Annotated in this window: 20 protein-coding genes; 1 reads left to right on the top strand and 19 read right to left on the bottom strand. The window is 45.5% G+C overall.

Translation table 11 applies throughout. The features are described 5' to 3' along the window. Positions 1-36 precede the first annotated feature (36 nt). From PHP87_RS04480 to PHP87_RS04440, 9 genes are all read right to left on the bottom strand, one after another. Entirely contained in the window at positions 37-1,983 is a 1,947-nt protein-coding gene (locus PHP87_RS04480) for a methyl-accepting chemotaxis protein (protein WP_299918906.1), read from the bottom strand. A 24-nt stretch (positions 1,984-2,007) separates the two neighbouring features. Then, the gene (locus PHP87_RS04475) at positions 2,008-3,498 is read right to left on the bottom strand and encodes an Hsp70 family protein (protein ID WP_299918929.1); all 1,491 of its coding nucleotides are present in this window, start codon (positions 3,496-3,498) and stop codon (positions 2,008-2,010) included. Between the two features lie 267 nt (positions 3,499-3,765). Next, on the bottom strand, positions 3,766-4,161 hold the full coding sequence (locus PHP87_RS04470) for a hypothetical protein (RefSeq protein ID WP_299918904.1): 396 nt from the start codon (positions 4,159-4,161) through the stop codon (positions 3,766-3,768). Then, positions 4,158-4,946 carry an AAA family ATPase gene (locus tag PHP87_RS04465; protein WP_299918902.1) on the bottom strand — a complete coding sequence of 263 codons (789 nt, stop codon included), beginning with the start codon at positions 4,944-4,946 and terminating at the stop codon, positions 4,158-4,160. The genes PHP87_RS04470 and PHP87_RS04465 overlap by 4 nt, the downstream gene beginning before the upstream one ends. A gap of 3 nt (positions 4,947-4,949) precedes the next feature. Next, positions 4,950-7,733, bottom strand: a complete 2,784-nt coding sequence (locus PHP87_RS04460; protein ID WP_299918900.1) for a chemotaxis protein CheA — start codon at positions 7,731-7,733, stop codon at positions 4,950-4,952. 96 nt (positions 7,734-7,829) lie between these two features. Next, on the bottom strand, positions 7,830-8,204 hold the full coding sequence (locus PHP87_RS04455) for a response regulator (RefSeq protein WP_299918897.1): 375 nt from the start codon (positions 8,202-8,204) through the stop codon (positions 7,830-7,832). An 11-nt stretch (positions 8,205-8,215) separates the two neighbouring features. Continuing rightward, positions 8,216-9,046 (bottom strand): protein-glutamate O-methyltransferase CheR, encoded by an 831-nt coding sequence (locus PHP87_RS04450; protein ID WP_299918894.1) that lies wholly within the window; start codon positions 9,044-9,046, stop codon positions 8,216-8,218. 5 nt (positions 9,047-9,051) lie between these two features. Continuing rightward, positions 9,052-10,125, bottom strand: coding sequence for a HEAT repeat domain-containing protein (locus PHP87_RS04445; RefSeq protein ID WP_299918892.1), 1,074 nt, complete (start codon positions 10,123-10,125; stop codon positions 9,052-9,054). 259 nt (positions 10,126-10,384) lie between these two features. Beyond that, the gene (locus PHP87_RS04440; protein ID WP_299918889.1) at positions 10,385-12,073 is read right to left on the bottom strand and encodes an AarF/UbiB family protein; all 1,689 of its coding nucleotides are present in this window, start codon (positions 12,071-12,073) and stop codon (positions 10,385-10,387) included. A gap of 891 nt (positions 12,074-12,964) precedes the next feature. Between PHP87_RS04440 and PHP87_RS04435 the strand changes: the two genes are divergently transcribed. Next, the gene (locus PHP87_RS04435) at positions 12,965-15,379 is read left to right on the top strand and encodes an HD domain-containing phosphohydrolase (RefSeq protein ID WP_299918887.1); all 2,415 of its coding nucleotides are present in this window, start codon (positions 12,965-12,967) and stop codon (positions 15,377-15,379) included. A 45-nt stretch (positions 15,380-15,424) separates the two neighbouring features. Here the strand turns inward: PHP87_RS04435 and PHP87_RS04430 are convergent, their stop codons facing one another. From PHP87_RS04430 to PHP87_RS04385, 10 genes are all read right to left on the bottom strand, one after another. Next, on the bottom strand, positions 15,425-15,640 hold the full coding sequence (locus PHP87_RS04430; RefSeq protein WP_299918885.1) for a hypothetical protein: 216 nt from the start codon (positions 15,638-15,640) through the stop codon (positions 15,425-15,427). A gap of 1 nt (position 15,641) precedes the next feature. Continuing rightward, positions 15,642-16,382, bottom strand: a complete 741-nt coding sequence (locus PHP87_RS04425) for a hypothetical protein (protein ID WP_299918882.1) — start codon at positions 16,380-16,382, stop codon at positions 15,642-15,644. Positions 16,383-16,411: 29 nt separating this feature from the next. Then, entirely contained in the window at positions 16,412-17,221 is an 810-nt protein-coding gene (locus tag PHP87_RS04420) for an ABC transporter ATP-binding protein (protein ID WP_299918926.1), read from the bottom strand. 2 nt (positions 17,222-17,223) lie between these two features. Then, complete coding sequence (locus PHP87_RS04415) at positions 17,224-18,240, bottom strand: iron ABC transporter permease (RefSeq protein ID WP_299918880.1); 1,017 nt, start codon at positions 18,238-18,240, stop codon at positions 17,224-17,226. Positions 18,241-18,582: 342 nt separating this feature from the next. Next, positions 18,583-19,401, bottom strand: coding sequence for a bifunctional 5,10-methylenetetrahydrofolate dehydrogenase/5,10-methenyltetrahydrofolate cyclohydrolase (locus PHP87_RS04410; RefSeq protein ID WP_299918878.1), 819 nt, complete (start codon positions 19,399-19,401; stop codon positions 18,583-18,585). Between the two features lie 36 nt (positions 19,402-19,437). Then, entirely contained in the window at positions 19,438-19,785 is a 348-nt protein-coding gene (locus PHP87_RS04405; RefSeq protein WP_299918876.1) for a YraN family protein, read from the bottom strand. An 11-nt stretch (positions 19,786-19,796) separates the two neighbouring features. Then, complete coding sequence (locus PHP87_RS04400; RefSeq protein WP_299918874.1) at positions 19,797-20,066, bottom strand: EscU/YscU/HrcU family type III secretion system export apparatus switch protein; 270 nt, start codon at positions 20,064-20,066, stop codon at positions 19,797-19,799. Positions 20,067-20,272: 206 nt separating this feature from the next. After that, positions 20,273-22,609 carry a hypothetical protein gene (locus PHP87_RS04395; RefSeq protein ID WP_299918871.1) on the bottom strand — a complete coding sequence of 779 codons (2,337 nt, stop codon included), beginning with the start codon at positions 22,607-22,609 and terminating at the stop codon, positions 20,273-20,275. Then, a complete protein-coding gene (locus PHP87_RS04390) occupies positions 22,581-23,264 on the bottom strand; it encodes a ribonuclease HII (RefSeq protein WP_299918869.1) in 684 nt (227 codons plus the stop codon). The genes PHP87_RS04395 and PHP87_RS04390 overlap by 29 nt, the downstream gene beginning before the upstream one ends. A 117-nt stretch (positions 23,265-23,381) precedes the next feature. Beyond that, positions 23,382-25,334 carry an NAD(P)/FAD-dependent oxidoreductase gene (locus tag PHP87_RS04385; protein WP_299918867.1) on the bottom strand — a complete coding sequence of 651 codons (1,953 nt, stop codon included), beginning with the start codon at positions 25,332-25,334 and terminating at the stop codon, positions 23,382-23,384. Positions 25,335-25,458: the final 124 nt, after the last annotated feature.

Here is a 25,458-nt window from a genome sequence, read left to right as displayed (position 1 = left end):
CCGATCCCTCCCGCTTCTTATTTTGCGTCCTCCTTCTTAATTGGCCTGCATTTCATCGGCGATAGAGGCGATTTCTTCTATGGAGTTGGCCAGTTCGTCAATAGCTTTGGCCTGTTCATCAGCCACGCGGGAAGCATCTTCAATCTGCTCTCGGACTTGTTCCATAATTTCAGCAACCTCATGGCTTTCCCGTTCATTTTCCGCCACTGCCTTCTTAATTTCTTCCACAATTCCCAGAGAGGCTTTTTTAGCCACTTCGATTTCTCCCAGGGTATCCGTAACATACTGATTCCTTTGAGCAGCTCCTCCTGCCATCTCATTAGCTTTATGGGTGGAGTTTTCCGACTGCAATATTTCCCCAATTACTTTGCCCATCTGCATTTGAATATCTCTTACCAGGTCCTTGATCTTGTCCGCATTCTCCGCCGACTCAGTAGCCAGGTTCCGGATATCGCCAGCCACTACGGAAAATCCCCGGCCATGCTCCCCGGCGGTGGCCGCTTCCACAAAGCCGTTTACCGCCAGCATATTGGTCTGAATGGAAACATTTTCAATGGTGTCCACAATTTTTTCAATCCGGCGGATTTTCTCCTGCAGTTCCTCCACTGCGCTATTGGTTCCCTGATAAGATTCGATGCAACTGCGTACCCGGGCCCAAACCGCCCGTGCCAAAGCGCGATTGTTCTCCAGGGTCTGGCTCACTTCTTCAATCACTTCACCAGCGATAGCCGCCACCGCAATTATTTCTTCAGTGGCTTTACCACAGTCTTCACCCAGGGAAACCGCTTTATGAGTTTCCTCGTTAACCGAGCGGGCCGCTTCCGCTAGCTGCACCAGGCCACTGGCAATCTGCGCTGCCGAGGTACTCAGTTCTTCAATGTTGGCTGATAGTTGTTCGGCCGTAGCCGCTACTTCTTCCGCCGATTTGTTGATATTGGTGGAAGTCTTTAAATCCTCCGCCATTTCGCTGAGCTCCTGGCTGGCTACATTGACTTCCGCCAGGGCCTTGCTTTGCTCCGCTACCGCTTTGGCGATTTCATGGGTTCCACTGATTGCTTCCTCGGAAGCTGAAGCGATGGTTTCACTGCCCGCCAGGAATTCATTGGCATTTTGCGCCAGTAAATCCGAGTTTTCTACCTCATTGTCAATATGCTCGTTATACTGGCCGAAAAGCTGTCCCATTTTTTCAAAACCGTCTACACTATCCTGCAAATCCTTTTGCATCTCATCAAAGTCTTGCACGGTTTTATTTATATCCTCTACCACTGCTTCCACACCAGTCCGGATCTCTTCCACCACCCCGCGGATGTCACGAGCGGAGCGCTCCGAGGTCTCGGCCAGGTTGCGCACTTCATCAGCTACCACCGCAAAACCCCGGCCATGTTCACCAGCCCGAGCGGCCTCAATGGCGGCGTTCAAGGCCAGCAAATTGGTCTGATCCGCTATCATCACCACCGCCTGGACTATTTCTCCGATCTGTCGGGACTGCTGTTCCAATTCTTCGATTCTCCGGGCTGATTGCTGGTTTTTGTCCCCGGCTTCCTTAAGTTGGCCCTGCATGGCCTGCATAGCCTTGATAGCCTCTTTGGCCCCGGTATCACCATTCAAAGCGGCCTGATGCAGTTTTTGCAACTGCTGGTTCAAGTCAAGAGCGGAGCGGTTGAGCTGCACACTGGCCACCCGCATCTGTTCCGCACTGCTGCCCATCTTCTCCCCGTTGGCAGCTACCACTTCCACCAGACGGGTAAATTCCTGACCAGCCGCATTGGACTCTTCGATTCCTGCCACCAGTTGTTCTGAAGCCGAGGCAATCCTTTCCGCCATTGCCTGCTGCTTGGCCAGGGTGCGGGCCCGGGCTTTTTCCTGAGCCATTTTCCTGGCTATTTCCCTCTTCCTGGTAATCTCATCGCCGGTTTCTTGCTTTACCGTTATTCCCGTTTTTTCTGTCGTAGCACTTGCCGGCTTTGCCAGTTTTTTTGCCATTTAATTAACCCTCCTTAAAAGATTTTATATAACCTTCAGGTTTTTACCCCTGCGAAAAAGCTGCTGCTGCTTAGAAAAATACCCTACCTCATTTATCTCAATTTCATTTTGTATACCAGCATCGATATCCATAGCCGACACATGCAATATACCATTACGGTCAATTGCAAAAGTTACATCGATATTGGCTTCGCCAACTGCCGCTTTCCCGATACCGGATAAATGAAACTTGCCCAGAGAAATATAGTCTTTATTATCATCGAGATCGCTCATTTCATCGTGTTGCAAAATATGTATTATCACCTCCTCTTGCTTGTCCTCAACCGTGGTAAATAATTTGGATTCTACGGTTGGATAAGGGGTATTGGCGGCAATGAGAGGGATAAATTTTCCCTCGTGATCCTCTATGCCCAGGGTGTGACTGGTAACATCGAAAAGCTTTACATCATTGACCTGCCCTGAAAGCATACCGGCCCTCAAGGCCGCCCCCAGTGCCACCACTTCATCCGGATTGATCTCTGTTCTTATAGCTGCTGTCGGGAAAATTTCCGCAACTAACTCCCTAAATCCCGGCATCCGGGAGGAACCACCCGCGAAAACCACTACATCTACCCATTTTTCAGCTACCTCGGCCCGCTCCAGGGTCTGCCCAATCAGTTCCTTGATCTCCTGGTACAAATCACGGCAGAGGTGATTGAATTGCTCCCGTTGCAAGAGCTGGTTAATATGCAAGGGGCCAGTAGCACCCATACTTATGTAAGGAATCAAAACCGAGCATTCTTTTACCGTGGAAAGATCCAGTTTGGCCTTTTCAACATTGATATAGATTTGCTGCATAGCTACCATATCACCACACAGGTCTATCGCGTTTGCTTCCTGAAAACTCTGAACTATATATTCGGCCAGGCGCTGGTCGAAATCCATGCCTCCCAGGCTGCTGGAGCCCCCGGTAGCTTTTACCCGGCACAGCCCTTTCTCATATTCCATAAGGGTTATATCAAATGTTCCTCCACCAATATCCAAAACCAGAATATGTTCCTTATCCGCTTGTTCCGAAGCATAGGCCAGAGCCGCCGCAGTAGGTTCATTAAGCAGTTGCAATATTTTAAGCCCGGCCAACTCACCGGCCATATAGGTGGCTTGCCTCTGGTTGTCATTGAAATACGCCGGTACAGTCACTACTGCGGCTTCTATTTCCTGACCCAAATATTCTTTAGCATAATCAGTTAATTTGCGCAAAATTAAGGCGGAAATCTCTACGGCGGAATAAGTCCGGCCCGAGATCTCCACCTGAAAATCTGATCCCATATGTCTTTTAATAGAGCTAACCGTTTGTCCGGCTTTAAGCAAAGCCTGGTTGCGGGCCACTTCTCCCACCAGTACTTCCTGCTCATTTTTAAAATAAACTACCGATGGGGTTAGGCGGCCTCCTCTTTCATTGATAATGATCTCCGCTTTACCCTCCCGGTTTATAAAAGCTACCAGCGAGTTGGTAGTCCCCAGGTCAATCCCCACTATCAAAAACTTCTCCCCCTTTATGCCATTAGCTTAAGAAAGTCCTGGTAAATTAATTTTGCTAGTTACTAAAAGTTGACCCTACTGCAAAAACCCTTTTTGTTGCATAAGGGTTGCATAAATATACAAAGCGCTGGCGAAGCCTGATTCGGAACGACACGGGGGTCGTTCCCTACACACCCTTCGGTCGCTTTTAATGTAGCTGAGCGGTATAAATATGCACGCTAATGCATATTTATAACTTTTTGCAGTGACATCAAAGTTATATTATCCATTATCTTTAAAATCGCTATCCATGACCTGCAAATTCTCCCGGGCTACCTGGTTCCGGGGATTAGCCATCAAAGCTTTTTCCAAAAAGGCCTGAGCTTCCTTAATTGCCCCGTTTGCAAAAAGAATTACCGCGGCATTGTTACAGGCCTGAGATAAAAGATCTTTAGCAGCTTCCTGTTTAAGGGATAAGAAAGGTTCCAGGCAGTCCATCACCTGCCGGTAATAATAATACGCTTCAAATAGCTTTCCATCTTCATCCTCATTAAGAGCTTTTTGAAATATTGATTCGGCATCCCTTAAGACCTGTTCTTCCCCCTCCTGCCTGGGGGAAAGCTCGCTTGAGCTCAGGAGCAGGTCCAGGCCCATCCCTAAGTTTTTCATTCTGTTCATGTTCTAACACTCCTGGCAAGAATAGTCTCCACCACTTGCAGGTAATCCATAGCTCCACGACAGCCGGGGGCATATTCAAAGATACTCTTGCCAAAGCTAGGGGCTTCAGCTAATTTAATATCGTTCCTGACCAGGGGAAGAAGCTGTTCCAAGCCAAAGTTCTTTTCCACTTCTTCCTTAACACTACGCGCCAGGTTGGTTCTCAAATCACACTTCACCGGCAGAATACCCAGAAGCCGCAAAGCCGGATTCAACTGGGCATTGACTCGATAGAGCACCCCCATCATTTGCGCCAGGCCGTCCATGGACAAGAAGCTTAATTCTATTGGTATCAAAAGCCAATCAGCTGCGGTTAATCCATTTACGGTTATTAAGCCCAGCGAAGGGGGTAGATCTATTATGATAAAGTCATATTCCTTTTCCACTTCCATTAATAGGTTGCGCAGCAGGGATTCTCGCCCTACTACTGAACTCAATTCGATTTCCAGAGCTGATAAGTCAGCCTGTGAAGGAATAAGGTCATAACTCTTGGCTTCTTGTATGATAGTATTACGGATGGATTCCTGAGAGAGTTCATTTTGGGCTGCCAGGTGAAGAAGTTGATAAATGCTCATATCCAGTTGGTGAGGTAGAATCCCGGAGCCGGTAGTGGCCTGCGCCTGTGAATCGGCATCTATTACCAGAACCCGGTAACCCTTTCGGCCCAATCCATCTGCTATGTTTAAAGTGCTGGTAGTTTTGCCGCTTCCACCCTTACGGTTGGCCAGAGCAATAGTTGTCGCCATTATCTATCCTCCATGGTCAAGCAACAGGAACAGCTGGTAAAGCTGGCCGGGGTTTAGAATCAAGACTACACTGCCATCACCCATTATAGTAGCACCAGTATAGATCTTTAAAGCCGCTAACTCCTCTGCCAGCGTTTTTACTACAAATTCCTGTTCGTGCTGAAAGGAATCTACAACCAGTCCGAACCTGTTTCCATCATAATTAATAATTACTATGGGAATCCGCATATCGGAAGTAATTTTCGGCTCATCCAAGTCCTCTTTTAAATTCAGAAGGTCTTTAAGGTAGATGAGATGAACGATCTCGTCCCGTATATCAGCTATTCTAACTTTTTTGTAGCTTCTAATTTTATGGGCGGGTAGTTTCACCGTCTCTTCAATGCTATCGAGCGGGAGAATAAAGCTTTGCGAACCCATTTTTACCATTAGTCCCCGGATAATAGACATGGAGAGAGGAATTCTAAGCAGGAAGTTAGTACCCTGGTTTAACTGGCTGGACATGGTTACCGTTCCCCCGACCTGCTCAATATTGTTTTTAACCACATCCATTCCTACCCCCCGGCCGGAAAGCTCACTAACTTCCTCACGGGTACTGAAACCAGGTAGAAAAATAAGCTGATAGACCTCTTCATTACTCATACTTTCAATCTGTTCCGGCCTTATCAAGCCCTTGCCCAGAGCCTTGAGCTTGAGCTCCTCCGGATTCATGCCTTTACCGTCATCGGATATCTCTATTATTACATTGTTTCCCTGGTAACGAGCTTTCAAATATATCTTGCCCTGGCGGGGCTTGCCCTGGGCTTCCCGCCTATCCGGCGTTTCAATGCCATGGTCAACGGCATTGCGCAGCATATGTACCAGAGGATCATTGATGGCTTCGATTACCGTCTTATCCAGTTCCGTTTCTTCTCCTTCCACCACCAGATCCACGTTTTTCCCGGCTTTGCGGGAGATATCTCTAATAGTGCGAGGATAGCGCTGAAACAAGATTCTAAGCGGAACCATGCGGGCTGACATTATTGCATCCTGCAGCTCATCGGATATCCTGGCTACTTCGGAAGCAATATCTTTTACTTCCCGCGCCAATCCGGGTAATTCGTAATCCAGGTTAATTGTGCTGGCCAGGTGGAAAACTCGGTTTTTGGAAATTAAAAGCTCGCCAATCATATTCATCAGGCGATTCATTTTATCCTGACTGACCCGAATGGATTGACCCCCTATATCACTTGAAACTCGGGCTGGTTCAGGAGCTTCCTTCCTTTTTTCCTGGGCCAGCTGCTGTTCCAGCAAAGCCCGTTCCACATCCTTGGTTGTTACTTTACCCCTATCGATCAGGATCTCCCCGATTTTTTTCTGCTGGGCCAAGGCCTCGTTCAGTTCCTCCTGGCTGAGTTTTTGCTGGGCCACCAGGATTTCACCGATCCTTTTTTCTCCATACTCTATGGGTACATTGCTTAGCAAATCCTTAATATCGGCTACCTTATCTCCCAACAGCTTTTTTATCTGCCCATGGTGGCTTTTCATTTCTTCAATAAGTTCCGGATTTACCAGGTCTTCCCCAGGGACCAGGTCGTTAAAAAACTGCGTATGGGAGGCAATAAGCACCTGTACATCCTCATATTCCAGGTATCGACTGGAGGAAGCTATGCTATTAAGTGCCCGCAGGTACTGTTTAACCCTCTTCCGGCTGATAGGAACATCCTCCCGGGCCGAAGCAATTATGTTCTCCATAGACTCCAGAGCTTGATTCGTTATATTGACAAAGGCCTTGAACTGCCGGGGTATATTCTCTACCGGACTTGAAATAATGGATTGATTCGCTTCCTTGTCCACATCGCTCAGGGCATTAATCCTGGTAAGCAGGTCCTCAATAGGCAAATCTTCACTTTCCATACCTTGAACCATTTGGCTGAGCGCAGCCGTCCTATCCACTGCTTCCAGAATAATATCTATCACCGGGGAAGAAAGGGGGAGTTGCTGGTTGCGAAAGGTTTGCAACAAGCTTTCGGCAACATGGCTCAAGTTTTTAATCTTTTGAAAAGGGTCATCGGGGGTTTCTTCTTCCTGCATGCTGTTTATTACCCCCGCCGCACCCTTTATGCTATGAAAACCACGCAGGATGGCATTCAAGCGTTCCAAATCTTCGGGCTGTCTTTCCAATTCCACACAATTCTTTTCAATAGTATCCAGGTGTTCGCTGGTTTCCTCAAAAAAATCCTGCAAGAGCTGTTCGCGAAAAGACGAAATCTCTATTTTCATAACATTGGCGACCGGTTCCGGCCATTCACATTCCAGCTGGATTTTAGAATCACAGCTTTCCTCCCGACCGTTTTCCCTGCTCTCCAAAGTATTATTTCTTATAACTCCAGCTTCCTGAACAAATTCTTGAAAGCCATGCTTTTTTATATGCAGTTCAAATTTTTCCCGGGGAGGATTGACCTCCAGTTTTTTAACATGCTCCCCCAGTTGCCGAATTTGTAATTGGAGAATATCTACTCCCTTGAGAAGAATGTCAGTTATCTCCGAAGTGACTGGATATAAACCTTTTTTCATATCAGTCATAAAGGACTCCAGGGAATGGGCGGTGTCTTTGATGGGGATTAAATCCAGAAATGCAGCTACCCCCTTAACCGAGTGCATGGCTCGAAATACAGCATCCAGCTGTTCGGAATCGAATTCAGCTTCCAACTTCAGTATTCCCTCTTCAATCCCGTTCAGGTGTTCACTTGATTCCTCCACAATCCCCTGTAATATTTCCAAATCATCAGGTTCAAAGACGAATTTCATCCGATTCCAGCCTACCTTTCTACGAACCGCTCACGGGGCCAAAATCAAAAATCACCAGTTTTACCATCATAATCGAAGCACTGGCCAAGTCCTGGCTTACTCCATTAACATGCGTACATTCTCCACCATCACTTCAGGCTCAGTTGGCTTGACAATATAAATATTGGCCCCGGCCTCATAACCTCTTTCCATGTCCTTTAGTTCATCTTCCGTTGAAATAATAATGATGGGAATCTCTTCATACTGCTCGTCTTCACGCAAACGCTCAATGAAGGTGTAACCATCCATATTGGGCATATTAATATCTGTTACCACCATATCAATCGGTTCTTCACTGCCATAAATCTTCTCCAAGGCGTCAGCCCCATCCACTGCACTCAGTACTTGAAACCCCGCTGTTTTTAAGATATAACAGTGGAAATTGCGAATCATCTCGGAATCATCTACTACTATTATTCTCTTCTTTGCCACAATATCCCTCCTCAAGCCTGGTACATAAGATGACCATTCATTCGTTTAATTTTAAATGCCGTTGAGATACGACTCAAAGATTCGGCATGTCCCAAAAAAATATAGCTGCCCTTGTTGAGCATGGCATAGAACTTCTCCACCAATTGTTTACGGGAGAATTCATCAAAATATATCAACATATTGCGGCAGAATATAAAATCATAATGTCTCTCATTACGCAAAGCCCGGCGTTCCATGAGGTTTAAGTGTTCCAGAACCACCATATTCTTAATTTCCGAATTTACCATAAATCTACCAGCGGATGGGTTCGAAAAGTACTTTTGCAGGTAAGGAGGAGGAACATCTTTTACCGAACGGCTGTCATATATTCCACGCTGCGCTTGTATTAATACATTCTCATCAATGTCTACTCCTTTTACGATTACATTCCAGTTATGGAAGTCTTCCAGCATTTCTCTAACGATAATGGCCAGGGTGTAAGGCTCCTCACCGGAAGAACAGGCAGCGGAAAATATCCGCAGGTTGCGGTCCCCTTTCGCCCGTTTTTTCTCCAGTACTTCGGGCAAACAGACTTCGGCGAATATTTCCAACTGGCTGAATTCCCGGAAAAAATAGGTTTCATTTATGGTTATCAGGTTAATCAGTTCCTGAAATTCACGATTATCCCTATCAAAAAACTTCAAATGTTTTATGTATTCGCTCACTTTCTGCAAATGGTTCTCTTCCATTCTTTTCTGCAGCCGTTTTTTGAAATAGTAAATCTTGTTTTCCCCGAAATGCATTCCAGTGCGCTCATGAATCATATTTCTTATGGCAATAAAATCTTCCGTAGATAAATCCATATAAATCACCTCACCGGGGCCAGTTGTATAATCGCTTTTTCAACGGCCTCCAATAATTCTTCATCTTCCATCTGCTTCTTTAGTTCTAACAATAACGGGAGTTGATCCGGATCACCGAGAAATCCCAAGCCTTCAACCGCTCCCAAACACAAGAATTTTTCTGCGGAACAAGCATAGCTTGCCAGCAAAGGCCCGATTTCAGAGTTTTTAAAATGCCCCAGAAATACCAGCAATTCATATTTGTTGATTACATTGATATCACTGGCGATATAAAGAGCTAAATCCTCCAGCATCCCCGCCGGCAAATAAACAGCGCCGCTACGCCGCAGTATGCCCTCAATAGTATTGATTATCTCTTTGGCCATTAATTTCCCTTTACTTTTCATTAATGAAAATACAAAAGGCAGGTACTTTTCTTTTCCCTGCCGGGCCAAATATTTTAAATATGAATACAACTCCAGTTCATTTATTTGCTCAGGCTGGGGATAAAATTCAGCAACCAGGCGGGCGGATTCCTCATCACCCAGTATAGCCATGGTCTCCAGACAGGTGCAGCGTAAAAGCAGGTTACTGCTGGAAACAAAAAGCCGGTTAATGCCGCCAATATGAGCCCTGGCCTCCAATCTTCCCAAATATTCTGCCGCCGTTATTCGAATATTAATATCCGGATCATCCAGGCCCCGGACAATAACTGCAGCCGAGTGAGGACTATGAATCTGGAAAAGTATGTCAACAGCAAATTTCCTAATATCTTTATCTGGATTATCCAGCAAAAGTGATATTAACGAGATTGCTAATTCGTCCTGCTCCGCCAGTATCTCAATAACTGCATTACGAACAAAGGCATCATCACTATGCAAAAGAGGGATGGTCTTTTCCACCAGTTCTGAACCAGACAGGGTTTTAAGGTTCCTGAGAATTACCTCGCGGACAAATTGTGAAGATTCAATTTTTAACTGCGCTACCAGCAAGTCAATGGCTTCCGGTATTTCCTCGTAAACAATGTCTTCTACAGCGAAGGCTCTTTCCCTTTCATCTTCGGAAGAAAGGTTTTCAATAAATTCGTCTTTATTCGACAATTTACCACCCACCTAGCAAGCTTATTTATCATTACATCCCAATAATCTGGCCCTTTTTCTGCCCCAGAAGTTGTACTGGATAAACCAAGACATTAGTCCTATATTCTCTTGCATTGTTATTAATATCTTATCATATATTTCTACATAAAATGCAAATATTTTGGCAAAGAATACACACTCCAAAAGGGGTTGCTTTTTTTTGCAAAGCAAAAGAATAAAGAAGGGTGTATTCCTTTTGCTTTTACGAAAGGCGGGGATATTAGGACTTTTTGTTCTTCTTTTTCCGACGTTGGTTACCCAGTGGAGGGTGGGGGGGCTTCCAAACTTTGGGCGGACGACTTAGGTAAAGCAATAGAAGAAAAGAGAGAGCTGTAAACACAAAACCATAACGAGATAAAACTACGAAGTCATTGACCAGTAGATATATAGAGCTTATCAGTGAGAAACCAAAAACTATAGCCCAGGCCTGCATTTTTTGCGCCCGGGTGTTTTCCTGTATCTTCTCATTAAGATTGCGCAAGGGGAGCTTAAATTTAATTTCCCCTCTTTCCGTCTGCAGCAAGACCTTTTCTAATAGCGGCGGTATTTCTAGCAAAGAGGTAAATAAATTCGTAGTCTTTTCTTTCGCCAGACTCCAAATCTCTTTAGCCGGAGCAAGCTGGTCAACATAGGGTTTGGACACCTCCAAAAAGTCAATCTGCGGGTCCAATGCAATGCAAATACCATACAAGGTTCCCAGCGCTCTTCCCAGAAAGGTAAAATTGGCTGGAATTTGGAAAGGTTGCTCATATAATAGGACTTCCAGATCTTCCAGGAAGCTGCTAAGATCAAGTCTGCTCATGTCTTTTCTTCTTCCTAAAACATGCTCAATAAATAAGCCCACAGCTCGGGTTACGGTTTCATTATCGGCATCAAAACGCAAAAAGCCGATCTCTTTCAAGTAGGCCACTACACTCGGGTAGTCCCTTTTTACCAGGGCAAATACCATCTCCAGAAGCTGGTCCCGCAATTCAACTGTAACCGTACCTACCATACCATAATCAACCATGAGTATGCGCCCATCGCTGGTAACAAAAAGATTTCCGGGATGAGGGTCAGCATGAAAGAATCCATCAACCAGCACCTGTTCTACATATATTTCCAGCAGTTTACGGGCAATAGCCTGGCGGTCTACTCCCGCCTGGTCGAGGGCCACCAGATTATTAATCTTTATTCCTTCTTTGAATTCCATGGTCAAAATGCGCCTTCGGGTATAGTCCCAAAATATACCAGGAACAAGCAGTTCCGGGTCATCCTGACTGTTTTTCGCAATAGTCTCGGCGTTATGAGCCTCCCGAATGTAGTCCAATTCCTCCAATACAGTTTCTTCAAACTCCTGATAAATTGCTTCCAGGTCAATAAAGCTCTCCCAGTTAGTAAAACTCATTGTCCAGTTAAGCACTTGACGAAGCGCTCTCAGGTCAATGGCTATCAGTTCTTCAATTCCCGGACGAAGTATCTTGATGGCCACTATTTGTCCACCGGGCAACTCTCCCCGGTGAACCTGTCCCAAGGAAGCAGAAGCCAGAGACGATTCTTCAACCCAGGCAAATACTTCTTCAATAGGACAGGAAAATTCTTCTTCAGCAACTTTTTTGATTTCTGCAAAAGCTACCCCGGGCACTTCATCCTGTAGTCCAGTCAAGATATCTATGCTCGATTGGGGCAGCATATCAACCCGGGTACTGAAAAATTGTCCCAGTTTGATTAAGAGCCCTCCCATTTTTACCGCGGTTTTGCGAAAGCGCTCAGCTTCACTGATATAAAGTTTTTCTTTCCTGGCTTCATGCCAGTTTCTCCGGTGCCAAATTCTCTTAAATTTTAGCGAATAAAAAGCCCAGAATATGCTTAAAAAGAGAAAAAGCACGCGGAAAAACCGCGCCCAGGCGGAAAAGCCGGAAACTCTCATTCAAACCTCCATCTCGCCGCAAGAAGGGCGATATAAAGTGTAATAAAACTCCATAATAATTTATAGTTTAGGATACTGACCTTTTCAAAACTGCAGACATAAGTAAAACCGGGACAATTTGCAAAACCAGTGTAATATTTTTATCAGCAAATTCCCAGGGCTTTTTTGGCATTCTCCATAAAATGCGTTTATCTCTCCGTCTATTATAACAAAGGACAGCACTACAAAAAGTTATAAAAACTATTTGCCTGCATGAATATACTCGCTCTAGTCTGCCACTATAGCCAAGTTTTAACCTGCTTTTTGCATAATCAGCCTTCCTGCGTACAGAGTTATTTCATTGATAAATAAGCTTGTTGGCTCAAATTATAGATATAATAATCTTTCGGGTCAAAGCTACCAGGACTAAGCCGGCATTTTCAGAAAAGAGTGAAAAATGAAATAAAATTATAAAAAGCACTTCTCATTTGCAGCATTTTGGTGTATAAAAGGAACATAGCCTAAAAATAGGATTTACGTCCTACTAAGTTTATGGGTTTAGTTTTTCATCACCCTGCGGATTTAAAATGTGGGTCATATGTCTTAGCACTGCTTATATTTTATATTTTCTTATCCTTAACTTTTTATATGCTTGCTAATTAGACAGCGATATTTAATTTAAGCTTATCCATGTCTGCATTAATGATGACCCGGCAGACTAATTTTTTTCTGCTTTATGCAGATATAATTAAGGCTTTAGTCAGTAATAACCGCAGGGCGGAAGACAGATGCTCCCATAGAAAAGGAGATCAGTGGGTGCTTGAATACTCTGAAATGCCAATATATATAGTGCACCACTGCTTACCTTTGCTTAAACAATAATGACCAGAATGGCCAGGGAGAATCAAATATATGCAAGAAGACAATAACAATGAAAATTTGTGGGGCAACTTCCTCGAACTCTTCCAGCTTTCGGAAGAGGCTTTGCCTTTGTCTGAACAAAAATACCGGCTGATGGTAGAAAACGCCTATGATATAATAAGCATTCATCGTACTTCTGACTTTTCCTACCTCTACATTAATTCCACCGGGTCGAAAATCCTGGGATGGAGCAGAGAGGAGTTAATAAGGAAAAACAACCCCTTGCATCTGATCCATCCGAAAGACCGGGCCCGAGTCCTGGAAAGAATTAAAATAGCCCGGGAGGAAGCTGGCAGCACCTGTGAATACCGCTATCTTAAGAAAGATGGTCAGTACCTGTGGTTGGAAAGCAGTGGTAAAGCGATCCAGGACGAAGCCGGGACTATTGGCTTGCTATTTCATTCCCGGGATATTAGTGAGCGCAAAGCTCTGGAAAAAAGAATTAAGCTGCGTTTAAACCTGGAAGAAGCTATTGCTAGCATTTCTCAGCTTTTGCTGGCATCAGGAGATGTTAACTTAACGCCAATAATTGGTATTATTGGCGAAGCTGTAAGTGCTGATCGGGTTTATATATTTGAGTTATTTGATGGTGGCCAAAAAACCAGCAATACCTACGAGTGGTGTGCTGCAGGTATAGAGTCGGCTATAGAAATGCTGCAGGACTTGGACAGCAGCATTTTTCCCTGGTGGCTTGGGAAATTAGAAAATGGAGAAAACATAATAATTGAAGATGTAGACAACCTCCCGGCTGAGGCCTATAATGAAAAATCCTTATTGCAATCCCAAGGAATCAAGTCGCTGCTGGTGGTGCCTATTTGCTTAAAAAACTCAGAACTAGTAGGTTTTTTGGGCTTTGATGACAACCAAGCCACCCGTCAGTGGTTAGCTGAGGATGTAAAAGCCCTGCGCATGCTGGCAGAGATGATTGCCCTGTACTGGACCCGTTGCCAGATGGAAACTGCTCTGCGCGAGTCCGAACAACGCCTGGCCTCAATTATTGATTTTCTACCTGATGCTACTTTTGCCATTAATAACGAAGGCCAGGTAATAATCTGGAATCGGGCCATGGAAGAGATGAGCGGAATCAGGGAAGAAGATATGCTGGGAAAGGATAATTTTAAATATGCCCTTCCCTTTTTCGCTAAAAGGCAACCTATGCTTATTGACCTGGTAATGAATCCAGAACATCCGCTCAAAGAAAATTATTTATCCTTTAAGAAGCGTGATGAAACCCTGGTGGGAGAGATCTACAGCCCGGAATCAGGCTTGTATATGTTCGGTACCGCTTCCCCGCTCTACGATGCCAGCGGTCGCCGGGTAGGAGCAATTGAATCCATTCGGGATGTGACCGAAAGAATAAGGGCTGAGGAAAAAATCCGTTACTTGAGCCATTTTGACAAGCTAACCGGTCTTTATAATCGATCGTTCTTTGAAGAAGAAGTCAAACGACTGGATCAAAATAATTACCTGCCGATAAGCATAATAATCGGCGATCTTAATGGCTTAAAGCTGGTAAACGATGCCTTCGGTCACCGGGAAGGCGATCGTCTCCTGCTTCGTGCCGCCCAAATCCTTAAAGATTCTTGCCGCCTAAACGATATAATTGCCCGCTGGGGAGGCGATGAATTTATTATACTTCTGCCCAATACTTTTCACCAGCAGGCTTTGCAGGTCTGCCAGCGGATTAAAAATGCCTGTCTGGAAAGTGAAAGTGAACCCCTGCAAGTGAGTATCGCCCTGGGCACCGCTAGCAAAGAATCGCCGGATGAGAATATATTTACTATCATCAAGGAAACCGATGATCGCATGTATAGCAATAAAGTACAGGAAAGTAAAAATACCCGCAACTCTTTCATTTTATCTCTAGAAAACAGTCTTCGTACCCGCACCAATAAAAGCCAATTCTATGTTGTACATAAACAAGAAAGCGCTAAAAAAATGGGTCTATTACTCGGTCTGTCCAAAAATGAGCTGCAAAACTTGCTTCTTCTAGCCTCTCTTCACGATATCGGCAACATTAACATACCCCCGGAAATACTGTTTAAAGCAGCGGCCTTAACCCCTGGAGAGTGGGATATCATTAAAAAACACCCGGAGACGGGTTATCGTATTGCCCAATCAACTCCAGAATTGCTGGCCATAGCTGAAGCTATACTGGCTCATCACGAACGCTGGGATGGCTCCGGCTACCCAGTGGGAATTGCAGGGCATGAGATTCCTCTTGGGGCACGCATAATGGCTATTGTAGACTCCTATAATGCCATGATAAGCGGGCGTCCTTACAAAGCAGCAATCAGCCCCAGCCAGGCCTTACAGGAAATACATAAATGTGCCGGCAGCCAGTATGACCCGGAGTTGGTTCGGCTCTTCTTGGAACTAAAGAAGGGTATAAACAGGCGACAGTAGACCCAATGCCCTATCCCTGCCAGTGTTGCTAGCAGTCCAAAGTATCTATAGCTTCAGACATAAGAAAGACTTTTGAGTCCACCTGCGGTAACGGCAGTTGTAGCAGGAGCATTTCTCATCCGCTACCTGCTCTTCCTCTTCATCGGGCTGGAAATATGGGCACCGGGCGGCCACCTGGGCGGCCTCTTCCCAGGCATCTTTACCTTTTTGAAATCCATACCTGCCTTCTTCTGTAAGCAACCAGGCGCTCAAAATAATCACCTCAATACTTTCTTAACTGGCTGGTTGTACAGCTTTGCCATGCGGGGTCATTCATGCCAGTAGGAAAAACCAATAAAGTACACTGTCCTTCCAATAATACCGCCTTCAACTTTTCTCCGATGCGAATAATGGTGTTATCTCCCAGGATAAGCGTGCCATCCAGGCTCCTTACTACTGTAACCGGAGTTTGCTTCTTTATTTCTCTTACACTAAGCAGATCCTCCCGGGCTTTGACTTTCAATTTTCCTCGAAAACGGCCATCGTTGGCAGTTAAGCGCAAAGCTACCCCAGCTAAAGCCCCAATAACCCCCTGCCCACTACCACCATGTTCGGATAAATGAATATCCATTTTTTTTGCCAACTCATAAGCATCACTCTTAGTTAAAACTACTTGCTTGGCCCGGTATCCAAAAGCTATCAGCTCATCTGGAAAAAACATCTGTTCAATTTCAGCTACACAGAGGCCGGGATCTGAACCCTCCGCACTCTCCTTTTCTAAAAATCGTTCCGCAAACTCCGTATATGCAGCTAAATAACTTGCTTCTATTTCTGCTCCAAAGCACATGGAACTATTATGAGATGTATAGGGAATATCCGGATGAATCAGTAATTGGTGACGCGTTACCGCTCCACCTTTGCCCCATCCCTTTTCCTCCAGATAATTTGATAGGAGATCAGCCAATTCGCCTGTTCCCCTGCTGTCTATGTTATCGGTATCATCAATAGCAACTAGAATTTTCATTAATACACAACTCCCCAAGCGACAATCTTTTAACTTATGGTACTGATGGGAACCAGTTGCTTCAGTTCATTTCGTTCACCTGTAGCACAGGATATCAACCTGGTGTTAACCCTATACAGTGTTTTCATGTTTTCTTCACCTATTACCTCGCTTGGTCGCCCTAGCTCCAGAAAATTATGGTCATGCATCAAGGCCACCCGGGTTGGAAGCTTCTTGTTTTCAAAATAGAAGGCATGGTTGGGAAAATGGGTAGCCATAATAATAGCAATCTGACTATCGTTAACCAGTTCAACCATAGTTTCCAGTACTTCCAACTCATGTTTAAAATCCAGGTGGGCTGTGGGTTCATCCATGATAATTATCGGAGTCTTTTGGGCTAAAGCCCGGGCCACCATAACTAATTGCGCTTCACCGCCACTTAACTGGGTGTAGGGACGATGGCGGAGATGAATGAGCCCCACCATCTCCAGGGCTTCTCTGGCTATAGCCTTATCCAATTTAGAGGGAGCCGAAAATCTCCCGGTATATGCAGCCCGCCCCATTTTGACAATATCCATTACCGTATAGGGGAAGGTGCGTTCGTGACTTTGTGGTACATAGGCTATATAACGGGCTATCTGGCCCGAACGAAAAGAGTTAAGCTCTTGCCCGTCCAGCAAAATCTTTCCTGAATTTAGTCGCCGAACTCCCAGTATACAATCAAGGAGGGTGGTTTTGCCGCAGCCATTTGGTCCCAGAAGACAGAATATCTCCCCCTTTTCCACCTGGAAATGCAGGTTTTGAAATATCTCCTGAGCTTCGTATCCGAAACTGGCTCCAATCACCTGTATCAGAGACATGCTCACCAGTTCCCCCCTTTGGTTTTCTTAAGCAGCCATACAAAAAATGGTCCTCCTACCAGTGCGGTCAGGATACCCAGAGGCATTTCCGAACCGGTTATGACGCGCCCCAGGTCATCCACCAGTATGAGAAAACAAGCCCCCATGGAGAGACTGGCCGGAATCAATACCCGGTTATCATTCCCTACCAGCATGCGGCAAATGTGGGGAATAACCAGCCCCACCCAGCCGATGATCCCGCTAACTGAAACCGCCGCTGCCGTGGCCAGAGTGGCAGATATGATTACCAATCCTTTATCCACCGCCAGGTTTACCCCGAGGGTATGAGCTTCCTTGTCTCCCATGGATAGAACATTAATCCTCCAGCGTATAGCCAAAAGACCGGCAATTCCCACCATCATCGGCAGCCCAGCTGCCACAATATCGCTATACCTGGCCGTAGCCAAACTACCCATAAGCCAAAAAACTATGGCAGGTAATTGTTGATAGGGGTCGGCCACATATTTTAGCAAAGAGATAAGAGCAGAAAATACGGAAGAAACAATAACCCCCCCCAGAACCAACATTATTGTCGGGGTGGTATCATATACCTTGCCGATTAAATAGCTCAATAATACCGCCAGGGTTCCAAAAACAAAAGCAAAGATATAGGTAGCCGAAGAAACAGCACTAAACATTACTATAGCCAAAGCCGCACCAAAACCCGCCCCGGAACTCACTCCTAGAATACCCGAGCTGACCAGAGGATTGCGGAATAATCCCTGGAAAGCCGCTCCGCTAATGGCCAGGCACCCTCCCACCAGAGCCCCCAGAATAGCCCGCGGCAAGCGGATGTCCCAGACTATAGTTTGCTTAATGTCCAGAACCTCACAGGGCAATTGTAACATTTTGCACCAGAGAATATAAATGACTTCATCTATGGAGAGGGGATACCTGCCTATAAAAAGAGAAACAAAAATACAAAGCAAAGGTGCTATTATTAACAGCAAATAAATAATTTTCTTTTTCGTAATACCCACTCCCGAAAGATCTTGGCATTAGCACTTATGGTGATAAAATCCCCTAAACAACTATAGCACCCTATAATATACCGCTCCAGCGTCCTTAATAGCGATCGTAGGGTATGTAGGGAACGCCCCCCTGTCGTTCCGAATCAGGCGCAACAACCTTAATAGCGACAGCAGGGCATTGTCGGTCTTCGACCGCCCGCTTTCACCTTCGCCAGCGTTTTGTATATTTATGCAACCCTTCTGCATCAAAAGGTTTTTTTGTAGTGGAACCAACCATTAATCATAATTTTAGGGGGGTCTATTTCCCCCTAATTGTCTAGCAAAAAAACATAAAACATTTTAGATTAGTCTTCAAGCTCTCTGGCTGAGAATTCGCAGATTATCAAAAAGTTCCGCTACCGTAATTATCCCAATCCCTCCAGGAACCGCGCTGGCTATGCGGCAACAGTTGCGAGCTTCTTCATGCACATCACCCCGCATTTTGCCATTTTCATCAAAATTAATACCTACATCTATTACTACCATATCTTTGTGTACCATATCCGCAGTAATAAACTCTCTTTTTCCTACCGCAGCCACCAGTATATCAGCCCGCAGGGCTTCTTCTTTAAGATTCCTGCTGCGAGTATGACAGACAGTAACCGTAGCATTTTCCGCTGTCATCATAAGTGCCAACGGACTGCCCACCGTCATACTACGGCCTATAATGGTAACTTTCTGGCCCTCGATGGGAATATTATGAGCCTTCAACATGGAGATAACCGCCTTGGGGGTGCAAGGTCGAACTCCTTCTTCTTTGCTGACCAGCTTGCCCAAGTTATAATTATGAATTCCTTCAACATCTTTGTCAAAATCAACGGCATTGACCAGGCGGCTGGCATTTAAACTGGCCGGAAAGGGCGTCTGCAACATAATTCCAGTAAATTCCGGGTTATGATTCAAATCCGCTATAATTCGTAAAAGCTCGGTTTCTGCAATAGTATCTGGAAGGTTGATAATCTCCGCCTTAACCCCGGCTTCTTCCGCAAACTTGCAAATTCCCCGCACATAGGCCAGAGATGACGGGTCATCTCCCACTCGTATTATAGCCAGACCCATTTTAAGCTCTACTGCTGTTTGGCAGACTCTTTCCTTGATTTGTTCTCGGATATCCTTTCCATAAATAAGCATGTCTATTCCTCCATTAATACTAGAGTGAAATATTCGTCAAAAGGCATTAATTATATGATTTATTTTACTCTTACCATCCTCAAGCAGAATGGAAACCACATCAAAAGAGATTTCCGGGAAAAATCGCGGGCTGGCTTTAAGGTAAAGAATTGCGGCTTTTTTCAGATTTCCCATTTTGCGAGAGGTAACTGCCTCCTCCGGGCTTCCAAAGAGGGTGCTGCGCCTGGTTTTAACTTCCACAAAAACTATGGTACCTTCTTTTTCACATATCAGATCCAACTCTCCGTAGCGGGTGTAAAAATTCCGCTCCAGTATCTTGTATCCCTTTTTCCCCAGGTATTGTGCTGCCAGTTCTTCTCCCCACAAACCTAATTCTCTATTCATTAATGATTCCTCTATACATATCTTTTATCCATGCGGTAAATAAACGCCAAAATCTCTGCTACCACGGCATATAATTCCGTTGGTATTTCCTCATAGAGACCCAAAGCCATGAGATAATCAGCCAATTCGCGATCTTCTTTTAAAGGAACCCCGCTTTCCTTGGCTACCTTCTTTATCTTTTCAGCAATAAATCCCTGGCCCTTGGCTACTACTACCGGCACCTCATCCTTCTCCATATCATAGCGCAGGGCCACTGCTTTTTCCATATCTTTCTCTTTCACTAGCAATCTCCTCAATTTGTACTATCCATCATGCCCGGAGAACAAACATCGATAAAAATAGGGGCATTACTGGGGGTTATTGGACGCTGATTTGCGAGAGACATATTCTGATATATATCAGAAGGACCGTCCCCATATTATATAGTCCCCATGATATATAATTGATGTCACTGCAAAAAGTAATAAATATGCATTAGCGTGCATATTTAAACCCTTAGATCTATACCAAAAGGCCGGATACTGAGCGGAGTTTCCTCTAATGCCAGTCTCAGTCTCATATCCTCTTCCCGCTCCACCACCTTAATCCCTAAATTTTTTACCCGGTAACCCAGACTTTCCAAACCCTGAAAAAGCTCCCCCAGGTTTCTATTCAGGTATTCTCGAATCTCCTGTCGTTCGACTACACCCTGCACTTCCATTTCCCCAATCCTTTTCCAGTTAACATGGAAAAGAACTACCCCCATTTGCGCTGTGTCCAGGGATACAATAAATCTAATATTGTCCTGCTTATTTAAACCCCTTTTGCCCAATTCCCGGTTGATTCTTAGCTGCCCCAGGCGATATTCTTCACCCAATTGTACGGGGAAAGCAAAATAGAAATAATTGCTACTACTGTCCATTGCTCCCCGGCTAACGAAATTTAGCATCCGTTGTCCCGATAGCTCTCTTTCCATCCCCTCTATTCTATTTAGTAAATCAGTAATAAGCGAATTCTTCGAGGCCATGGAGTCACTCTTAATAATATCCTGCAAGAGATTCAGTCCCCTGATTATCTCCCTTTCTGAAGCCAAAGCATTCTGCAGCCTGTTGCTGATCTCCCGACTGTCCCCCTCCAGGTTGAGATACAGCTTCTCCAAGAGAATACGCAAGAGTGGAAGATGCCGCAAAAGCTCCCGCTGCTCTGGGGCCGCCTCAGCGTTGTTAGGAGCGGTTAAGAGGGCAAATGCTTCTTTAAAAACCTCAGCGTCTGCATTGCTAATAATTGGCGGAGCGGCTTGCGCTACAGCCCCCTGCCCGCTTGTCTGCTTCAAGCTTTCCCCAGCTATCCCGCCAGTTGATGGTGCTATTTCCGGGATATTGCCTGAGGGCAAAAAAGTATTCGCACTTTTACCGTCTGCTGCTGCCGCCGCAGCAGCAGACGGCCTATCCACTTCCGATACCGTAGAGGTATAGGCATTTTTCATAATACTCGAAGCCATATCTTTCGTATTTATACTGGATTCAGACATTTTTGTTCCTAGGCTCTTCCCAAATTCCAGCGTCTCATTTGACAATACCGACAACGAGCCAGGTCGGCCCATATCCGCAGGTCGGTTTCCGCTTTGAGCCTTCCCAATCTCAGTTGCCGGGAGGCTTTCACTGCTATCACTGGCTGGCGTCATCTGCCCCACCAACACTTTCGTTCCCCCCAGAGTTTCCCCCCCGGCTTTTCCCGGGCTTACAGCAGGTTGGGTACCTGCAACTTTTTCCATCTGCGGACTCGGCTGGGTGAGGGAACCTGAGTTAGTAGTGCGGGTTGAACCCGCCAGATCTTTTGCACTGGTCATAGAGATATCCCGTACGGTATCAGCAAGCTTAAGCGGCTGTTCGCTGTTCTTCGTATTGCCGGGAAGAAGACCTTCCAGTTTTATTTTACCTGAACTCTGTTCTATAACACTGCCTGTTTTGGCTTCCAGCGCTGAAGCTGTCTGCCCTATTGTTCGCCCTTCCCCGGGCAAAGGCGCTTCTCCGCTTTTAGCCCCGGTAAGGTTCTGGAGCTCTGGGCCTTTGCTGGAAGCCTGTAATAAGGATTCGCTTCCCTTATTGGCAGCGGCAGTAGCTGAAAACATTTTTTCCGCTATAAGTTTATCTCCCCATATTCCAGGCTGGCGGGTAGCTTCTGGGCCCATTTCCCCAACTTGCCGAGAACTTGCTGCATGGCTTGGCCCGCCTGTTTCTCCCATGCGCGCTATTGTCTGCTCCAGCTGCAACAATCCCTTATCCATGCTCCCAGCCAGTTTGCTGACATCGTTAGCAGATAGAAGGAATTGGGCCAGGCTCTTCAAGGCAGGTGGGTCCAGAGGAAGCTTCTGGGCCATAGAGAAAGCCACTATTTCAGCGTTTTTTCCATTAGCGCCGCCCAGTATTATCATAGCCTTACTCATCAGATTGAGATTGTTGGGAGTCACCGGCAACTTGTATTGTAAAAGCTTTCTGGCCATCATAATATTATCTTCTTTGGCGGGCACTCCAATCTCGGTCAAGTTTAGCGAAATATTGCTGTTTTCGATTCGTTCCATAAGCTGAGGGGTTAGTGCTTTTAAATAGGCTCGGCCATCTCTGAAGTCCTCCACCATCAGCTGCAACTGCTGGCCCGGCCGAACCAGTATTTCACTGACTGCGTCAATAACTTGGCCTTTTATAAACAAAGAAACCAGGCCATCAGCTTTAACGTCCTGGACTATCCCCCTTAAGACTTCACCTTTTGTAAAATTAAGGCTCTGATCTTTGGAGGTAGTTATATTAAGCATAACCTTATTCAAATAAAGCTGGCTGTTCTCCATATCTTGCTCCTGATATCATAGACTTTACCGGTTCGAAACTTACCCGGTGCAAAGCACAAGCACCCAGCCTGAGCAAAGATTGCAGGTGCTCCCGAGTGGCATAACCTTTGTGCCGAGAAAATCCATAGCCGGGATAGAGTGAATCAAAGGCCTCCATGGCCCGGTCTCTCTCCACTTTAGCCAGGATAGAGGCAGAGGCAATGGATACGCTTAAACTGTCACCCTTTATCAAAGGAAACTGTTTAATATCTATATCGGACAATTGTAGTGCATCAATAAGTAAAAAATCAGGCCGGGGGGAAAGGTTTTGTACAGCCAGCAGCATAGCCGCGCGGGTAGCATTAAGAATGTTTACCTTATCCAAATAAGATGGAAAAACCGCCGCCACTGACCATGAAACAGCCTGTTCTTTTATCTTTGCCGCCAGCTTGGAGCGTTTCAAAGGCGTAAGCTTCTTAGAATCATCTACCCCGGGGCAAAAGAAATCGCGGGATAGAATAACCGCAGCAGCCATGACCGGACCGGCGATAGGCCCCCTTCCTGCTTCATCAATTCCCGCTATGTAGCGAAAGCCCTTATTATAAGCCTCATATTCATATCGCTTTAAATCCTCTATTCTCTTAATTTCATCCAATAAATACTCTTGCTTATCCAAACCCAACCCTTCCTTAAACCTTGATTCCACTGCAAAAAGTTATAAATATGCATTAGCTTGCATAAAAAGGGGGTTTTGCAGCAGAGTCAATCTTAATAATAAAATGAGGAAAGCTATCTATTTCTTCAAGCTCGTTGCTATCATATGAGCCACGGCTTCGCCCTGCAAAAAGGCATTTTTAAAGCCTTTAACCTGAAAGGCATCACCAATCAAGTAAACATTTTTATGTCTGTTCTGAGCCTCAATATAGAGAGCATTATTGGGAGTAAATCCGGTAGCCAATACTATGTAATCAGCCTCCAGCCACTCGTGAAGACCTTGCTGGTTCTTGACCAGCAACTGCCGCTCCTTTATCTCCATTACTTGGCTGGAAGTTCTCTTATTTACCTTACCCTCTTCCAGACGGTTCATCAGGTCACGGCGATTCTTTTTTTCCATATCCGCCGCGAGATACTGGTTTTGTTCCACAATGGTGATTTGATTATTCCCCGCCAGGAGAAAATCGGCCACTTCGCAACCATTGCTGCCTCCACCAATTATGACCACCCTTTTCCCTTTGATTTCCGGTTTCCTTTCCAATACTGCCCTTATACCCAGGCAATAACTCTGATCCCAACCCGGAATCTGCGGCCAGAACGGCTTGGAACCGGTAGCAATAATAAGGTAATCAGGATTAAGCCCTGGCAAGCCTTCAAGATTAAAACAGCTGTTTAGAAATACCTCCACTCCGCTTTTCTCTACCTGCCTAAACAAATAATCACGCAGGGAAGCCACCCGGTGTTTGTGTGGAGGGAGACAGGCCAGGTTCAAAAGGCCGCCCAAGCTTTTCTCTTTTTCAACTAGCATGACCTTAAAACCCCTGGCCTTCATTGACAAAGCCACCTGCATACCCGCAGGGCCACCACCTACTACCAACGCAGTCGATTTATGCTGATACTTTATTCCTTGCTGAGAAAAATGCCGTTCGCGTCCGGTAAGGGGGTTAACGGTACAGTCCACCATCATTCCACGGAAATTATTGTCAATACAGTTGTTGCAACGTATGCAGGGTCGAAGGTCTTCCAATCCCGACTCGCGAACTTTATGCGGCCATTCGCTGTCCGCCAGCAGGCTCCGACCCAGGAAAATGAAATCAGCCTGCCCACTGGCTAGCAGTTGGTTGGCAAAAGCCGGGTTATTGAGCATCCCCCCGGCAATGATCGGTATTTGTATCCACTTTTTTAACTCCCCGGCCAGGTAAACCCTCCATCCCTCCTTATAGGACGCAGGTTCAATGCTCTTAAGCCCGGATTCATAAGTTCCGGAGGAGCAGTTGATCAACTGAACACCGGCCTGTTCCAGATGCTGGCATATTACTACGCTTTCTTTTAGCTCGAGACCACCAGGAACAAAATCATCCATATTGATGCGAACCGATATGATCAGTTCCGGAGTGGAAGCCTTAATCTTTTCTATTATGTTTAATAGGAATCTCATACGATTTTCCAAGGAGCCGCCATATTCATCCTGGCGCTGGTTGCTATGAGGTGAAAGAAATTGGTTAATCAAGTAACCGTGAGCGGCATGTAATTCCACTCCATCAAAACCAGCCATAAAGGCATAAAGAGCCGCCTGGCTAAATCTGTTTTCGATAGCCTTGATTTCTTCCCCGGTTAATTCACGAGGGATTTCTTTCACCATGGGACAGGCCAGGGGAGACGGGGCCACTGGTTGCACTCCGGTAAACAAGCTGGATGTTTGTCGGCCAGCATGAAAGAGCTGGATAAAAGCACGACAACCATAAGCCTTTATATGCTGAGCAAGCTGTTGCAGTCCGGCCACATAACGCAGGCTATCTATGTTGATCTGACGGAAACTTTCCCTTCCAGTGGGAACATCAACACAAGCAGCTTCAACAACTATAAGCCCTGCACCCCCACGAGCTCTAGCCTCATAATAGTCCAACAAGCGCTCGCTCACTTCCCCATCAGGACTAGCATATGATACCAGCATAGGAGCCATAACGACCCTATTTCTTACCAATAATTTGCCAATGTACGCCGGGGAAAATAATTCTGGAAATTTTTTCACAATTAGCCAACCACCTTTTGTTGCGTAGTTATTTAACATATAACCTGCATGCTAAAAGAGGATATAAGTGAGTACTAATAATAAGATATAATCATTATAGCATAGCTTTTCTAAAGATTTTCAG

It is taken from the genome of Syntrophomonas sp. (genome assembly GCF_028707975.1).
Lineage (GTDB): Bacteria > Bacillota > Syntrophomonadia > Syntrophomonadales > Syntrophomonadaceae > Syntrophomonas.
This window is presented reverse-complemented; position numbering and strand designations above follow the sequence as displayed.

Excerpts from the sequence above, each read along its gene's own strand:
- PHP87_RS04465 (WP_299918902.1), bottom strand. The coding sequence starts at position 4,946 with ATGGCGACAACTATTGCTCTGGCCAACCGTAAGGGTGGAAGCGGCAAA.
- PHP87_RS04420 (WP_299918926.1), bottom strand. The coding sequence starts at position 17,221 with ATGTCTCTGATACAGGTGATTGGAGCCAGTTTCGGATACGAAGCTCAG.
- PHP87_RS04480 (WP_299918906.1), bottom strand. The coding sequence starts at position 1,983 with ATGGCAAAAAAACTGGCAAAGCCGGCAAGTGCTACGACAGAAAAAACG.
- PHP87_RS04410 (WP_299918878.1), bottom strand. The coding sequence starts at position 19,401 with ATGCTTATTTATGGAAAGGATATCCGAGAACAAATCAAGGAAAGAGTC.
- PHP87_RS04425 (WP_299918882.1), bottom strand. The coding sequence starts at position 16,382 with ATGAAAATTCTAGTTGCTATTGATGATACCGATAACATAGACAGCAGG.
- PHP87_RS04395 (WP_299918871.1), bottom strand. The coding sequence starts at position 22,609 with ATGGAGAACAGCCAGCTTTATTTGAATAAGGTTATGCTTAATATAACT.
- PHP87_RS04470 (WP_299918904.1), bottom strand. The coding sequence starts at position 4,161 with ATGAACAGAATGAAAAACTTAGGGATGGGCCTGGACCTGCTCCTGAGC.
- PHP87_RS04405 (WP_299918876.1), bottom strand. The coding sequence starts at position 19,785 with ATGAATAGAGAATTAGGTTTGTGGGGAGAAGAACTGGCAGCACAATAC.
- PHP87_RS04440 (WP_299918889.1), bottom strand. The coding sequence starts at position 12,073 with ATGAGAGTTTCCGGCTTTTCCGCCTGGGCGCGGTTTTTCCGCGTGCTT.
- PHP87_RS04435 (WP_299918887.1), top strand. The coding sequence starts at position 12,965 with ATGCAAGAAGACAATAACAATGAAAATTTGTGGGGCAACTTCCTCGAA.
- PHP87_RS04450 (WP_299918894.1), bottom strand. The coding sequence starts at position 9,046 with ATGGATTTATCTACGGAAGATTTTATTGCCATAAGAAATATGATTCAT.
- PHP87_RS04460 (WP_299918900.1), bottom strand. The coding sequence starts at position 7,733 with ATGAAATTCGTCTTTGAACCTGATGATTTGGAAATATTACAGGGGATT.